The sequence below is a fragment of the Polaribacter sp. PL03 genome (genome assembly GCF_033875165.1).
Lineage (GTDB): Bacteria > Bacteroidota > Bacteroidia > Flavobacteriales > Flavobacteriaceae > Polaribacter.
Genome location: NZ_JAWZSV010000001.1, coordinates 265,252 through 280,606, shown reverse-complemented (window position 1 = coordinate 280,606; position 15,355 = coordinate 265,252). Strand labels below are relative to the sequence as shown.

Below are 15,355 nucleotides of genomic sequence, written 5' to 3'. Positions count from 1 at the left end.
CATGAATCTCCTAATTTATATATTAGAGTAAAACGAATAACAAAATTGATTATTTATGTTGACTTTTTTTATTGATTCAAAAATTCAACTCCTCTTTTTTAGATGTATTCAGAATAATAAAATCAAACTTTGGTTAGTAAAATTTTAATGCCGTATTTAGTATAAAATCTTCGTCTAAATGATTAAAAATGAAATTAAAACAACGTGTTCTTACTGTGGAGTAGGTTGTGGAATTATCGTAAAAAAAGACATTAACAACAAGATTTTTGTTGAAGGTGATAAAGACCATCCTGTTAATAAAGGAATGTTATGTTCTAAGGGGATGAATCTTCATTACGTTGCCAATGATACTTCAGACAGAATTTTGTACCCAGAAATGCGATGGTCTCGTTCGCATCCGCGTGAGCGTGTATCTTGGGATACAGCTTTAGATAGAGCCGCTAATGTTTTTAAGTCAATTATAAAAAAACATGGTCCAGATTCAGTAGCTTTTTACGTTTCTGGTCAAAGTTTAACCGAAGAATATTACATAGCCAATAAGCTAACAAAAGGGTTTTTAGGAACCAATAATATAGATACCAACTCACGTTTATGCATGAGTTCTGCAGTGGTTGGTTATAAGAAAACATTCGGAGAAGATAGTGTGCCCATTTCGTACGATGATATAGAATTAGCAGATTGTTTTTTAATAACAGGTGCAAATCCTGCTTGGTGTCATCCAATTTTATTTAGACGAATAGAAAAACACAAAGAAGAAAATCCGAAGGTAAAAGTTATAGTAATTGATCCACGTAAAACAGATTCAGCAAAATTTGCAGATTTACATTTGCAATTAACACCAGGAACCGATGTTGTTTTGCACAATGCCATTGGTAGGTGTTTGTATAAAAGTGGTTTAATTGACGAAGATTTTATCAAAAAACATACGCAAGGTTTTGATGGTTATAAAGAAGTAATCTTTGGAACATCTTTAAAACAAGCATCTAAAATTTGTGGAGTTCCGGCAAAAGAAATTCAAAAAGCCGCAGAAATGATTGGTCTTGCAAAAGGATTTATCAGCATGTGGGCAATGGGTTTAAACCAAAGTGTAATTGGTACAGACAAAAACACCTCACTTATAAACTTATCTTTAATAACGGGGCAAGTTGGTAAACCAGGTGCTGGTCCATTTTCATTAACCGGTCAGCCAAATGCAATGGGCGGACGAGAAGTTGGTGGAATGGCAAACTTGTTAGCGGTTCATAAAGATTTAGGAAACGAAGAACACAGAAGAGAAGTTGCTCAGTTTTGGGGAGTAGATAAAATATCTGCAAAACCAGGCTTAACAGCAACAGAATTATTTGATGCTTTAGAAAGCGGAAAAGTAAAAGCTGTTTGGATTGCGAGTACAAATCCGTTGGTGAGTATGCCAAATTCTCATCAGATAGAAAAAGCCATGGCAAAATCTAAATTTGTGGTGGTGCAAGAAATTTCTCACAAAGCAGATACTTTAGCTTTTGCAGATTTGGTTTTACCAGCTGCTGCTTGGTTAGAGAAAGAGGGAACTATGACAAATTCTGAACGTAGAATTTCTTATTTACCAAAAGAAATAGAAGCACCAGGAGAAGCAAGACCAGATGTAGAAATTTTCTGTGATTTTGCACAAAGAATGGGCTTTAGAGGTTTCGATTTTAACGGAGCAGAAGAAATTTACGACGAATATGCGTCTATGACCAAAGGAACAAATATTGATGTATCTTTCTTAAATTATGATCGATTAAAAAACGAAGGTACTTTTCAGTGGCCCGTAAATGAATATAGAAGTAAAGGAACACCGCGACTTTTTGAAGATAGAAAGTTTTATACACCATCTCAAAAAGCAATTTTTAATACACCATCTACCATAGAAAATACATCAGTAAAAACAAATGATGAATTTCCTTTAATTTTAACCACGGGTCGTATTAGAGATCAATGGCACACGATGACGAAGACGGGGAAAGTGGCTAGATTAAAAACACATTATCCAAAACCAGTTTTAGAAATTAATCCGGTAGATGCTTTTTTAAACAAAATTAAAGAGGGTGATATTACCGAAATAAAAAGTGCTAACGGAGTTGTTAGAGTTCGAGCAAAAATTACAGACGATATTAAAGAAGGTGTTGTTTTCTTGCCAATGCATTGGGGTAAAGTGCTAAAAAGCAATTTAAATAGAGCCAATAATTTAACAAACACACATGTAGATCCGGTTTCTAAAGAACCCGATTTTAAGTTTACATCTGTTTCTGTATCAAAATATAAAAAACCGAAAGACAAAATTATAATTGCAGGTGCAGGAGCCGCAGCTTTTCGATTTTTACAAAATTATAGAGATTATAATGAGGTTGATGAAATTCATGTTTTTTCTATGGAAAAGAACCTGTTTTATAACCGTGTTTTATTACCAGAATATATTACAGAAGAACTTTCTTGGGAGCAATTACTGAAAATAAAAAATGCTGAATTAAAGAATTTAAATATTAAAATTCACCCAGAAACAATTATCAATAAAATTGATAAAGAAGCAAAAGTTGTTACAGATTCTAACGGAGAAACGCATTCTTTTGACAAGCTAATTTTAGCAACTGGTAGTAGACCTTTCATCCCGAAGGATGTACAAATAGATTTACCAGGTCGTTTTACCATGCGTAATAAAAGTGATGCAGATAGATTTAAGAACTATTTAGACAATACAGGTTTGCCGCCAGAAGAACAACATGTTGTAATTGTTGGTGGAGGTTTGTTAGGTTTAGAGTTGGCTGCTGCGATGAAGCATAAGAATGTAAAGATTACTATTATTCAGCGTGCATCTCGATTAATGGAACGTCAATTAGATAAAATTTCTAGTAAATTATTATCATTAAATGTACAAGAAAGAGGCATTCAAATTTATTTTGATAATGAGGTAAGTACTGTTTTTGATGATGAAGATACAGGTGAGTTAACCATCAACCTAAAATCTGGAAAATATATTACGGCAAACGCAATTGTGTATGCCATTGGTACCAGACCAAATATAGAAATTGCTAAAAATAACGGTGTTCTTTGCGGACGAGGTGTAAAGGTAAATCAGCATTTACAATCTTCTCATCCAGATATTTTTGCCATCGGAGAAATAGCTGAATTCAATAATAAATTATTCGGAATTACTTCTGCAGCAGAAGAGCAAGCAGGTATTTTAGCCAACTTTATTGCTGGAGATATAAGTGAAGCTTACAAAGGTTCTGTGTTGATGAATATTTTAAAATTCAGCGATTTAAACTTGTGTAGTATTGGTGAAATTAAAGTGCCAGAAAACGATCCGAGTTACGAGGAAATTATTTTTACAGATATTTCTAAAGGATATTATAAGAAGTGTATTGTAAAAGACGATTTATTAATTGGAGCTGTTTTAGTAGGTGATAAAAACGAATTTGCAGAGTTTAAAACTTTAATAGAAAGTAAGATTGAAATGTCTGACAAACGAGATACTTTGTTAAGAGGTGCTTCTAACGATACGCCAATGTTGGGTGAGTTGGTTTGTTCTTGTAGCCAAGTTGGATCGGGTAATATAGAAGAAGCAATTGCTGGTGGATGTTCTGATTTTACAGCATTATGTAATAAAACAGGTGCCGGTTTAGGATGTGGAAGTTGTAAAACGGAAGTAAGAGATATTTTGAATAACGCAAAAGTAACGGTATGAGCAAGCAATTAAATAGATTGATAGTTAGAGGTGGCGTTTTATCTCCAGGAGAACTAAAATATATATGCGAATCCGTAGAAAGTTTAGGTCAGAAAACAATTTCTTTTGGGTCTCGACAAGATATTTTATTACCAAAAAAAATAAATCAAGAAGAGTTGTCTCAATTTGATAAACTGCAGCTGGTAGAAGCAGATGATACGGGTACAGAAAATATTGTTTCGTCTTATGTTTGTGCAGATATTTTTCCGAGTACTTCTTGGTTAACAGGAGATCGATATTTGTATTTATTAGAACAGTTTCGATCAAAATCAAAATTAAAAATAAATTTAACAGATCCAAAACAACGTTTGGTTCCTTTGTTTACAGGGAACATCAATTTTATAGCTTCAGAACACGAAGATTATTGGTATTTGTATGTAAGACTTCCAGATTGGAAAAAGACACAAATGTATCCTGCTTTAATTTATAGTTGGGATTTAGATAAAATTGAAACAGCCATAGAAAACGTCCTTCAAGAAGAACCAGAAACCATAGAAATGATTTTTGATTTGGTAAGTGATGCCATTGACACTAATAATAGAACAGTAGATAAACCTTTAGAAGTGCCTTTTTATCCTTTTCCTTATTTTGAAGGAATGAACAAAATTGGTATGGATAAATATTGGTTGGGTTTGTATTGGAGAAACAATAAATATGATATTTCTTTCTTAAAAGAAATGTGCGAATTGTGCTCTGAAAATAAGATAGGAAAAATTTCTATTACACCTTGGAAATCTTTTGTGGTTAAAGGGATTCCGAAAGAATCTAAACTGGTTTGGGAGAAGTTTTTAGGCAAGCGAGGAATCAATGTTCGCCATTCTATGTTAGAGTTAAATTGGCACATTCCGGTAGCAAATAAAGATGCTTTAAATTTAAAGAAATACTTGGTTTCTAACTTCGATCAGAATGATATTAGTACGTATGGTTTAACCTTCGGAATTACAGATTATAGTAAAGCCGCTTATTATTTTACATCTATTGTTGTCGAAAAAAATAAACAACCAGAAATGATTGGTAATTTTCAGACAAGAGATACGTATAATCTTTTGTATGCCAAGAATTTCGATCCAAATACAAGACAATATATTATGCACGTACAAGACGTGGATAAAGTAGAATTACCTGGTTTGTTAATGGAGTTAAGTCAGTTGTATTTTGATCAATTAGGTAGTGAAAAAGAAGTAGAGAAAGAGGCTGAAGCTAAAAAGGAAACAACCGAATTAGAAGTATATCAATGTACAGATTGTTTAACCATTTATGATGAAGCTTTTGGAGATATTACTCAAAACATTCCTCCAAAAACATTCTTTAACGACTTATCAGAAAGTTATGAATGTCCTCTTTGTGAAGCTTCAAAAACTAGTTTTCATAAAATAGTACTCGTTAAATAATATCAATTTATACAACAGACAAAAGTTTAAAATAAAGATATTTTTCAACAGGATAATATGAGTTTTATCATAAAAAAGATGTTTTTGTCTTTTTATATTGCATGCTCAAATAAAAATTAAATTAGAACTTAAAATAGAATTAAAAATGAAAAAACAATACATAGTTTTAGCGTTATTGTTAGTGAGTTTCCAATTTGTAAACGCACAACTTACTTTAGACGGAGAGTTTAGACCACGTACAGAATACAGAAACGGATTTGGAAATTTAATTCCAGATGCAGCAGATGCAGGCTTCGGAATCTCTACAAGAGTAAGGTTAAATACAAGTTATATGACCGATAATTATTGGGTGTATGTTAGTTTACAAGACGTAATGGTTTGGGGAGAAAACAGACAGATTTTACCTAATGATCAAAACAACTCATTTGCTATTTTTCAGGCTTGGGCAGAAATTAAATTAGGAGAAAATACTTCAACTAAAATTGGTCGTCAAGTATTATCTTATGATGATCAAAGAATTTTAGGAGGTTTAGATTGGGCACAACAAGGTAGAAACCACGATGCCGCTTTAATAAAGTACAAAAAAGATAATTTTATGTTAGATTTTGCAGTAGCATTTAACCAAGATTATTCAAATCCAACAGGTTTTCAATCTGCAGGTACAGCATACAATACAACTGGTTATTTCTCATATAAAACAATGCAAATGTTATATATGAAACAAAAATGGAATAAATTATCTGGTAGCTTATTGTTGTTAAATAACGGCTTTCAAGAATTTGATGCTACAACAAATGAAGCAGACGGCGTAAGTAATTTACAAACTTTAGGAACGCATTTAGAATATAAAGACGGTAGTTTTGGTTTGTCTGCAAATGCATTTTTACAAACAGGTAAGCGTCAAGGTGGCGTTGATGTAAAAGGAGCGTATTTAGTTGGTTTAGATGCTAGTTATAAAGTAGCACCAAAAGTAGGTTTAGGTTTAGGTATAGAGGCTATTAGTGGTAATGATGGTGCTGCAGGAGAAACCGGAGCGTTCTTTCCGTTATATGGAACAAACCATAAATTTAACGGTTTTATGGACTATTTTTATGTTGGTAACCACGCCAATTCTATTGGTTTAGTAGATTTACATATAAGTGCTAATTTTACGTTAGATAATTCTTCTAGCTTAATGGTAAAAGCCCTTAATTTTAGAGGAGAGCAAGCCTTAGCAAACGGAGAAAAATCTCTAGGAACAGAAGTAGATTTAGTGTATAAGAAGAAATTTAAAGGATATTCTTTAGTACTTGGGTATTCGCAAATGTTTGCCAATGATGGTATGTATGAATTAAAAGGTGTAACGGAAGCAGCTGCAGCTAATAATCAGAATTGGGCTTGGGCAATGTTAGTAATTAAGCCTAAGTTTTTAAGTGGAAAATAATTAATTTTATTTTTTTGAACACGAAAAAGGAGATAGCTTTAAGCTATCTCCTTTTTTATTTACTTTTTTTAAAGTTTACCAGTATATTCTATTTAACATCATTTGAATTGCAAAACCAATAACAATTGATGAGCAAACCAAGATCCAATCTCTTCTAGTAACTCTAAAAAAGTTTTGAAGTATTGTACCTATAATTAAAATACCTAAAACAATAATTATTTGTGCAGCTTCAATACCTAAAGCGAATTCTAATAACGGAAAAAGTTTATCATCTTCTTTACCAATCATCATTTTAAAATAATTAGAAAACCCTAAACCGTGAATTAAACCAAAAAATAATGCAAAAACTAAATTTGTATTTTCTTTTCCTGTAGAAGATTTTTTGGCAGTAAATACATTAATTACTCCTGTAATAAAAATAGTTACAGGAATTAGAAACTCAATTAATTTCATGTTAACATTAAGAATTCCGTAAGCAGATAATGCTAGTGTTACAGAATGCCCAATTGTAAAAAGTGTAACAAGCCACAATACTTTTTTAAATTGATTAAAACTGAATACAACAGCTAAAACTATTAGAAATAAAATATGGTCGTAAGCATTAAAGTCTAATACATGGTATAGACCCATTTTAAAGTAAAGAATAAAATCGTTCATTATTATTTTTATTTTTAGAGGAATCTCAAAGATATTAAAAAGTTAAAAAAATCTGTTATTTTTCTGAAATGATTAATCGTGGTAAACCAAATTGGTTTACCAATTATATTTTTCTTTATATTTGTAAAAATCATTTGGTTTTAAAAGAATTACAAAAGGGTAATTAGTTTTTAAGAAGTAGGTCGAATTTAAATGGCTTGTTTTTTGATTATTATCTTAGAAGAATCAAAATTTAAATTTTAAACATGAAGAATATAGTTCTTATTTTTATTGCTTTAACAATTATTAAAACCAATGCTCAAGAAAAATTAGTTAATAATATTAAGGAGTATAATAACGCAATTAAATCTGCAAAAGCAGGAGACGTAATTGTATTAAAAAATGGTATTTGGAATGATGTAAAACTAAATGCATATGGAAATGGTACAGAAGAAAATCCTATAAATATAAAAGCAGAAACTCCTGGAGAAGTTCTTATTACAGGAAATTCTACTTTAAATATTTATGGAGAATATGTAATTGTAAGTGGTTTATGGTTTAAAAACGGACATTCTTCCTATAAATCTGTTGTACAATTTAAAAAAGATTCTAAAATGTTTGCTAATAACTGTCGTTTTACAAACTCAACAATTTCTTATTTTACGGTAGATGCAGGTATTAAAGATCATTGGGTAGATCTTTGGGGTAAAAATAACAGAGTAGATCATAATAATTTTACAGGAAAAACAAGTCCAGGAACAACATTAGTAGTTTGGTTAAAAGGAGAAGAACATATAGAAAATAACCACAGAATAGATAATAATTTATTTGGTCCTAGAGAAGAATTAGGTACAAATGGAGGTGAAACAATTAGAATAGGAACAAGTACTAATTCTAAAAAATCTTCTAAAACATTAGTAGAAAGAAATGTTTTTACAAGTTGTAATGGAGAGATAGAAATTATTTCTAATAAATCTGGAGACAATATTTATAGAGATAATTTATTTGTTGGTAGTAAAGGTGCTTTAACTTTAAGACACGGAGATAATGCCTTGGTAGAGAGAAATGTTTTTTTAGGAAACGGTGTTTCTAAAACAGGTGGAGTTAGAATTATAAATTCTGATCATATTATTAGAAATAATTTATTTATTGGTTTGCAAGGAGATGGTTACAGAGGACCAATTGTAGTTATGAATGGTGTACCAAATTCACCATTAAATAGATATGAACAGGTTAAAAACGTAGATATTCAGAATAATACCATTATAAATTCTGGTCCAATTTCTTTTGGAGAAGGAAAAGATGACGAGAAGACTTTAGCGCCAATAAATACTAATTTTTCAAATAATTTAATCTTCAACTCTAAAGTAGGTAAGAATATTTTATTTGTAGATAATGTAGTTGGAATTTCATTCAATAATAATTACATAGACTCACCAACAACAGAAGCTTTAAGTGGTTTTAATGAAACCAAAGTAGAATGGAAAGAAATTGGTTCTTTTCCTATTCCTACAGCAAATAATAGCGATTTGTTAACTGTTACTAAAAATGATAAAAGTTTTAAGAAAGACATTACAAATGCTGTAAGAGAACTATTTAATGCAGGTGCTTTTAATTTAGATGCAAAAAAACTACCAAAAGCTTTAAAGTTAAGGGCAGGACCAGGTTGGACACCTAAAATAATTGCTCCAATTTTAAAAATGGTAGAAATTACTGTTGAACCAGGTTTAGAAACACTAAGAAAAGCAATAGACAATGCTGCACCAGGTTCTGTCTTGAATTTAAAAACAGGTGAATATATTTTTGAAAAGAAAATTAAAATCGCTAAAAATATTATTATTAACGGAGACAAAGGTGGTGCTACAATAATAACAGCAAAAAACGATTTAGAAAAGCCAATAGATTACCTCTTCAGAATAAATGAGGGTGTTACTTTAAATATTAGTAATGTTATTTTAGACGGAGAAAATTCTAACCTAAAATATGCAATTGTTTCACCTGATAAGCAAGAAGGAGGTTTATATAATTTGTTTGCTGATAATATAACTTTTCAAAATTTTAAAAATAAAAGTGGAGGAAGTGTTTTTAAGGCTTACAATGGTACAAAAGCAGATACTTTAAGTTTTAAAAACTCTAGATTCGAAAATAATTATAGAGGTTTAAACTTATCTTATGATAAAGATTTAATGGGTAAAATTAATGCTAATACCATCATTTTAGAAAATTCTGTATTTAAAGATATTGAAGAAGCGGCTATAAATTACGTTAGAAAAATTCCTACTCCAGAAATTCCTGGAGGAAATTTAATTATTAAAAACTGTGTTTTTACTAAAGTCTATAATCAAGAAAAAGGGAAGCCAATTAGAACAGACGGAATTCATAGAGTAGAAATTACAAACTCTGTATTTGAAAATAGTTACAAGGTGAAAACACCGGTAGAATTACAAGGTAAAAATAATTTTATTTCTAATTGCTTAATCTTTAACAGCGGCTTTGTTAAGGTGAGTAAAAATGCTACAAAGACAGATTTAATTTATAAGAACCCAAAATGGGAAGATAAGTTGCTTTTTATTCCAAGTGAAAAATCAGAATTATTAAAAGAAAATAATAATGTTGGTTATATTGGTTTGAAACAATAAAAACGAGTTTAACAATGAGGAAATATGTTCTTTTTCTAACAGTTTTTATTTTAGTTAGACAGGTTGCTTGTAGTCAAACCGTTTTAAGTGCAGATGGTTCTGCAAATACATACAGTTTAATAAATGCTGTATTGGCAAACCCAAACAGAAATGTTGTTGAGGCTCCAGATTGTAATCATACTAGTTTTGGCAATCATATAACTCAAGATTTTGACGTCGATTTAAATAAGAATGTTTTCTTGTTTCATATTCATGTAGAACCAGATAATGATCGTTGTAAGAAAGATGATAGACAACGTAATGAAATAAAGACATACTCAGATTCTCCAGAAAATTTAAAAGCAACTATAGAAGAAACTGTAATTTACAAATGGAAGTTTAAAATTAGCGATACTTTTAAACCATCTTCTAGCTTTACGCATATTCATCAGATAAAAGCAGTTGGTGGTTTGTATGCTTCAATACCTATGATTTCTTTAACATTAAGAAAATCTAGCCCAGATAGATTAGAATTAAGGTATACGGCCACTAACAATCAAAATACCTTAAAAACTGCAAATTTAGATTTGTTTAGAGGAAATTGGGTTGAGGTAACAGAAATTATTAAGTTTGGTAATGTTGGCAGTTACTCTATAGAAATAAGTAACTTGTTAAACAAAGAACTATTATTTACCTACAAAAACAGTTCTTTAGATACTTGGCAAGATGGTGCAGAATTTGCTAGACCCAAATGGGGTATTTATAGAAGTTTAAATAATCTACAAGATTTACAGGATGAAATAGTAAGATTTGCCGATTTTAGTATAGAAGAAGTTACAAATTCTCTTTCTTTAGAAAAGTTAAAAGCAAAAGCAGAAAATATATTATTAGCACCTAACCCATCTTCTAAAGAAGTAACTTTTTTAAATGCAAACTCAAATAATTATGACGCTATAGATGTGTATGATTATTCTGGAATTAAAATAATAATAAATAAAAAGATAAATAATAAAAAATTAGATGTTTCTAGCTTTTCTAAAGGGCTCTATTTTATTGTTTTTAAGAAAGATACAATTACTACAAAAGTGCTAAAGTGTTATGTAAAGTAAACTATAAAATTTATGTTGTTTTAAGAATTTAGTTCTAAAACATCTCTTCTAATATATTAGAATTATCAATCTAAAATTTTCTAAGTTCGAATTAAGTACCTATATTTGGTAAACCAATTTGGTTTACCAGTTTAGTCTATGATATTAAAAAACACAGTTTTAGCCATATTTTTATTAGTTTTTCTATCTTTAAATTCTTGTTCTACTAAAGAAGATGTAGTAGAAATTATTGATGTACCAGATATAGAAACGGAAGAAGAAGTTGTTGTTCCTGTAAATTTTGCAGACATTAACTTTTCTAATTGGAAGGTTACTTTGCCTGTCGATGAAGATAATAGTGGTAGCCCAGATGAATATAAACCAAATGTTTTAGTAAACGGAGGCTACAGAAATATAGATGCAGTAAAACCATATATGTATGATGATACTTCGGATGCGTCAATTGTGTTTTACACATTTCCAAAAACATCTACAGCAAACAGTTCGTATTCTAGAACAGAATTAAGAGAATTAATTAAGCCAACAGATTCTAAAGTAAATTGGACTTTAGATACCGGAGGGACTTTAAAAGGTAAACTTAAAATATTAGAAATCTCTAAAGACAATTCTTCTTCTAGAGAATATCACAGAGTAATTGTTATGCAAATTCATGGTGTAATTTCTATTGCAGATATGAGCAAGTATGGTTTTTCGTCAAACAATGGGCCACCATTAATTAAAATGACTTGGATTGATGGCGACTTGTGGGTATATAAGAAATCTTTAAAAAATGAAAGTACTTCTGGTGATGATTTATTAGATGTTTCTAGCGATACTTGGACAGATGAAAAACACAATATGGGAACTGTTGGTTTTAATGAGTTTGAGTTTAGAATTACAGCTACAAAAGGAAAAATAGAATTACAATTAAACAATGAAACGCCTTATATTTATGAAGATCTAAGTTTAGATAAATGGCCTTTCGAAAATTATTACAAAGCAGGCAATTACTTAACAACAACAAATGCGGGTGCATTTTCTAAATTAAAATATTACTCTTTATCAGTATCACATTAAATTCAAAATTATTATGAATAAATTATTTTTAACTATCAGTTTATTTTTAACACTAATTTCTTGTAATGAAAAAGTTACAAACAGTATTTTAGTAAGTAACAATATAGAACTTAAAGAGGCTATCGAAAATGCAAAAGCAGGAGATGATATTGTATTAAAAGAAGGAATTTATAAAGACATAGAAATTAAATTTTATGGTGAAGGAACCAAAGAAAACCCAATAAGTTTAAGGGCAGAAACAGTAGGTAAAGTTTTTATTGAAGGAGTATCTAACTTAAGAATTGGTGGAAACTATTTAGAAGTAAGTGGTTTGTTTTTTAGAAACGGATATACACCAACTAAAGATGCAATAGCATTTAAAATTAATAATGATACAGTAGCAAATTATAGTAGCGTAACTAATTGTGTAATTCTAGATTACAACCAGTTACAAAGAGATAAAGACGATCTTTGGGTTCAGTTTTATGGTACACACAATAAATTAGCAAACTGTTATATTGCAGGAAAAACAAATGGTGGGCCAACGGTTAGAGTAGATTTAAAAGGAAACCAAAGTATTAGAAATTATCATCAAATTGTAAATAACCATTTTGGACCAAGACCTAGAAAAGGTGGTGCAAGAGGAGAAACTATTCAATTAGGTAGTAGTTTTACTTCTATGTCGCCAAGTAATACAACCATTGCAAATAACTTATTTGAAGAATGTAACGGTGAAGTTGAAATTATTTCTAGTAAAACAAATTTCAATTTAATTAAAAATAATGTCTTTTATAAAAGTGAAGGATCTGTTGTTACGCGTCATGGAAATTATGCCACAATTGATGGGAATTATTTTATTGGTGATGGAGAAAATAAACAATTTGGGGGCATTAGAATTGTAAATACAGGGCATACTATTATCAATAATTACTTCTACAATATTATTGGCGAAAACTTTAGAAGTCCGTTAGCAGTTATGAATGGTATACCTAAATCACCATTAAATAGATATAACCAAGTTACAGATGTTGTAGTTGCATATAACACATATGTAAACTGTAAATCTCCTTGGCAATTTGGTGTAGGTACAAATATTGCACAAGCTGCAGTGTTACCAAAATCGGAAATACGTTCTGCAAGAGCGCTAAGAACGGTAGTTGCAAATAATGTAATTTATAATAAAGAAGGAGATAAAAATCCTATTATAGAGCATGATAAAGCAGACGGTGTAAAATTTAAAGATAATATTATTAACAACCAAGGTGTGGATTATGCAGACTCTAAAAGAATAAAAGCTACAAGTTTCGAATTAACCAAAGTAGGAGAGCAGGTTTACTTACCTAAATTAAAAAGCGATTTAGATATTTATACTGGTTTTGGTTTTAATACCATAACAGAAGATCTTTTTGGTAATTCTAGAAAAAAGGCAAATTCTATTGGAGCAACAGTTCAAGGCGAATTTAAAGATCCATCAATTTTAGATAAAACTAAATATGGTGCAGATTGGTATTCTAATGTTGTAGAAGCTAAAGAAGCAAAAGTTTATGCGGTAAATAATTCTAGCGAATTAATAGCAAAACTTAAAGAAGCAGAAAATGGTGCAGTTTTAGAATTAAAAGAAGGAACTTATGCTATTTCAAAATCTTTAATAATTAATAAAACAATTACAATTCAATCTAAAGAAAGTGAAAAAGCTAAAATTACTTATAGTGGTTTAGATGATTCACCATTGTTTGAATTGAATCCTTATGGCCTTTTAAATATTAAAAATATAACGCTTTCTGGAAACGGCAAAAACCATGCTTTTGCAAACCTAAACAAAAACATGTCTAATCATTTTGGGTTAACTGTTTCTGGTTCTCAAATTAGTAATTTTAATTATGTATTAAAAGCTTACAAACAAACATTTGCAGAAGAGGTAACTTTTAAAAATTCTACAATTTCTAATTGTGAAAACGGAATAGAACTTTCTGAAGAAATAAACGATAGAGGAGATTATAATACAGAATATTTAACGGTAGATAATTGTACTTTTAATAATGTAAAACAAAACGTTATAGATTATTACAGAGGTGGTTATGATGAATCTACAATTGGTGGAAATCTTTTGGTCTCGAATAGCACATTTACAAACTCTGGCTCTAAAGAGAAAAATAAAATGTTATTAAATCATAGAGGAATTGTAAATGTAAATATTACAAACAATACTTTTAAAAATAACAAAGTTCAGTTTGTATCTATTTTATGGGGAGCAAAAAATAATACAGCGTCAAAAAATACTTTGGTTAATTCAGGGAAAATAAAAACTGAAGAGAATTTAGTAATGAAGTTAATGTATTAATTATTAAAAATAAAATTCAAAAAATGAATAAATCGATACTTATAATAGTTGCACTTTTTACTTTATTCTCTTGTAAAGATGCATCTAAAGAAAATACAAATTCAGCCACTAAAAAGGCAATAGAAACCAAATTTCCAAGTGCTATTATTCCGTTTATGGACAAATGGAAAATTCTTTTAGGAGATGGAACTTATGTAGATAGTTTAACTAACTACCAAAAAGATAATTTCTTTTATGTAGCAACTGAAGAAGAAACAAATTGGGTAGTTTATAAAACTCCTAATTCTGGTATTACTTCTAGAACATCTAGTAACACAAGAACAGAATTGGGTGAAAAAGCACATTGGATTCCAGAAACAGGAGGTAAATTAACAGGAACATTAAAAGTACAACATGTTTCTACTACAGGAAATGCAAATGTTGCGTCTTCTTATGCAGTTGTTGTTGGGCAAATTCATAGTGATGAAGGTCATGAGAATGAGCCTTTAAAAATCTTCTATAAAAAATTTCCTGGGCATACAAAAGGTTCGGTTTTTTGGAATTATGAAATTAATACAGAAGGAGATAATTCTGGTAGATGGGATTTTTCTACAGCAGTTTGGGGTTACGATTTTTCGGTTGTTGGTAAAGACGCAACTACTAATCCTGCAGAACCAAAAGACGGAATTGAGTTAGGAGAAACATTTAGCTATGAAGTAAACGTACACAAAGGTATTATGTATTTAACTTTTAAAAGCGACGGACATGACACTAAAACATTTACAAAAAGTTTGTTGAAATCAGATTTTGCAACAAAATCTAAAATTCCACAACAAGTTATAGATATGTATGCATCTAAAAGAGCTGTAAGTGTAGAAAGAGAAATTGCGTATGCTGGTGAGGTAAATTATTTTAAACAAGGTGCGTACAATCAAGCAAACGGAAAATCTACAAAATCTGAAATTTATGGTGGAGATATAACAAAACAATATGCAAATGGAAGTTATGCAGAAGTTTGGTTTAAAGAAGCAACTGTTGGTAAAAGTTCAGAACCAGAAAAAGAACTTTAGTATTTCTATTTCAA

9 protein-coding genes are annotated in these 15,355 nt (G+C 30.2%); 8 read left to right on the top strand and 1 reads right to left on the bottom strand.

What is annotated here, in order from left to right:
• Nucleotides 1-178 precede the first annotated feature (178 nt).
• The 3 genes from SHK09_RS01165 to SHK09_RS01155 all read left to right on the top strand — a co-directional run bounded on the left by SHK09_RS01165 (nucleotide 179) and on the right by SHK09_RS01155 (nucleotide 6,553).
• Nucleotides 179-3,700: a molybdopterin-dependent oxidoreductase gene (locus tag SHK09_RS01165; protein WP_319808933.1), complete on the top strand. Its 3,522-nt coding sequence runs from the start codon at nucleotides 179-181 to the stop codon at nucleotides 3,698-3,700.
• Nucleotides 3,697-5,130, top strand: coding sequence for a rubredoxin (locus SHK09_RS01160; RefSeq protein WP_319808932.1), 1,434 nt, complete (start codon nucleotides 3,697-3,699; stop codon nucleotides 5,128-5,130). The genes SHK09_RS01165 and SHK09_RS01160 overlap by 4 nt, the downstream gene beginning before the upstream one ends.
• Nucleotides 5,131-5,275: 145 nt before the next feature.
• The gene (locus tag SHK09_RS01155) at nucleotides 5,276-6,553 is read left to right on the top strand and encodes an alginate export family protein (protein ID WP_319808931.1); all 1,278 of its coding nucleotides are present in this window, start codon (nucleotides 5,276-5,278) and stop codon (nucleotides 6,551-6,553) included.
• Nucleotides 6,554-6,628: 75 nt separating this feature from the next.
• On the opposite strand, the gene SHK09_RS01150 is transcribed toward SHK09_RS01155, so the two are convergent.
• Nucleotides 6,629-7,210, bottom strand: a complete 582-nt coding sequence (locus SHK09_RS01150; RefSeq protein ID WP_319808930.1) for a HupE/UreJ family protein — start codon at nucleotides 7,208-7,210, stop codon at nucleotides 6,629-6,631.
• 245 nt (nucleotides 7,211-7,455) lie between these two features.
• Between SHK09_RS01150 and SHK09_RS01145 the strand changes: the two genes are divergently transcribed.
• The 5 genes from SHK09_RS01145 (at nucleotide 7,456) to SHK09_RS01125 (ending at nucleotide 15,341) form a co-directional block, all read left to right on the top strand.
• Nucleotides 7,456-9,828, top strand: a complete 2,373-nt coding sequence (locus SHK09_RS01145; RefSeq protein WP_319808929.1) for a polysaccharide lyase 6 family protein — start codon at nucleotides 7,456-7,458, stop codon at nucleotides 9,826-9,828.
• Between the two features lie 14 nt (nucleotides 9,829-9,842).
• On the top strand, nucleotides 9,843-10,916 hold the full coding sequence (locus SHK09_RS01140) for a T9SS type A sorting domain-containing protein (protein WP_319808928.1): 1,074 nt from the start codon (nucleotides 9,843-9,845) through the stop codon (nucleotides 10,914-10,916).
• A gap of 138 nt (nucleotides 10,917-11,054) precedes the next feature.
• On the top strand, nucleotides 11,055-11,972 hold the full coding sequence (locus tag SHK09_RS01135) for a polysaccharide lyase family 7 protein (protein ID WP_319808927.1): 918 nt from the start codon (nucleotides 11,055-11,057) through the stop codon (nucleotides 11,970-11,972).
• Nucleotides 11,973-11,985: 13 nt separating this feature from the next.
• The gene (locus tag SHK09_RS01130) at nucleotides 11,986-14,292 is read left to right on the top strand and encodes a chondroitinase-B domain-containing protein (RefSeq protein ID WP_319808926.1); all 2,307 of its coding nucleotides are present in this window, start codon (nucleotides 11,986-11,988) and stop codon (nucleotides 14,290-14,292) included.
• Between the two features lie 23 nt (nucleotides 14,293-14,315).
• Nucleotides 14,316-15,341: a polysaccharide lyase family 7 protein gene (locus SHK09_RS01125; RefSeq protein ID WP_319808925.1), complete on the top strand. Its 1,026-nt coding sequence runs from the start codon at nucleotides 14,316-14,318 to the stop codon at nucleotides 15,339-15,341.
• Nucleotides 15,342-15,355 lie beyond the last annotated feature (14 nt).

Excerpts from the sequence above, each read along its gene's own strand:
- SHK09_RS01125 (WP_319808925.1), top strand. The coding sequence starts at position 14,316 with ATGAATAAATCGATACTTATAATAGTTGCACTTTTTACTTTATTCTCT.
- SHK09_RS01155 (WP_319808931.1), top strand. The coding sequence starts at position 5,276 with ATGAAAAAACAATACATAGTTTTAGCGTTATTGTTAGTGAGTTTCCAA.
- SHK09_RS01135 (WP_319808927.1), top strand. The coding sequence starts at position 11,055 with ATGATATTAAAAAACACAGTTTTAGCCATATTTTTATTAGTTTTTCTA.
- SHK09_RS01140 (WP_319808928.1), top strand. The coding sequence starts at position 9,843 with ATGAGGAAATATGTTCTTTTTCTAACAGTTTTTATTTTAGTTAGACAG.
- SHK09_RS01130 (WP_319808926.1), top strand. The coding sequence starts at position 11,986 with ATGAATAAATTATTTTTAACTATCAGTTTATTTTTAACACTAATTTCT.
- SHK09_RS01165 (WP_319808933.1), top strand. The coding sequence starts at position 179 with ATGATTAAAAATGAAATTAAAACAACGTGTTCTTACTGTGGAGTAGGT.
- SHK09_RS01145 (WP_319808929.1), top strand. The coding sequence starts at position 7,456 with ATGAAGAATATAGTTCTTATTTTTATTGCTTTAACAATTATTAAAACC.
- SHK09_RS01150 (WP_319808930.1), bottom strand. The coding sequence starts at position 7,210 with ATGAACGATTTTATTCTTTACTTTAAAATGGGTCTATACCATGTATTA.
- SHK09_RS01160 (WP_319808932.1), top strand. The coding sequence starts at position 3,697 with ATGAGCAAGCAATTAAATAGATTGATAGTTAGAGGTGGCGTTTTATCT.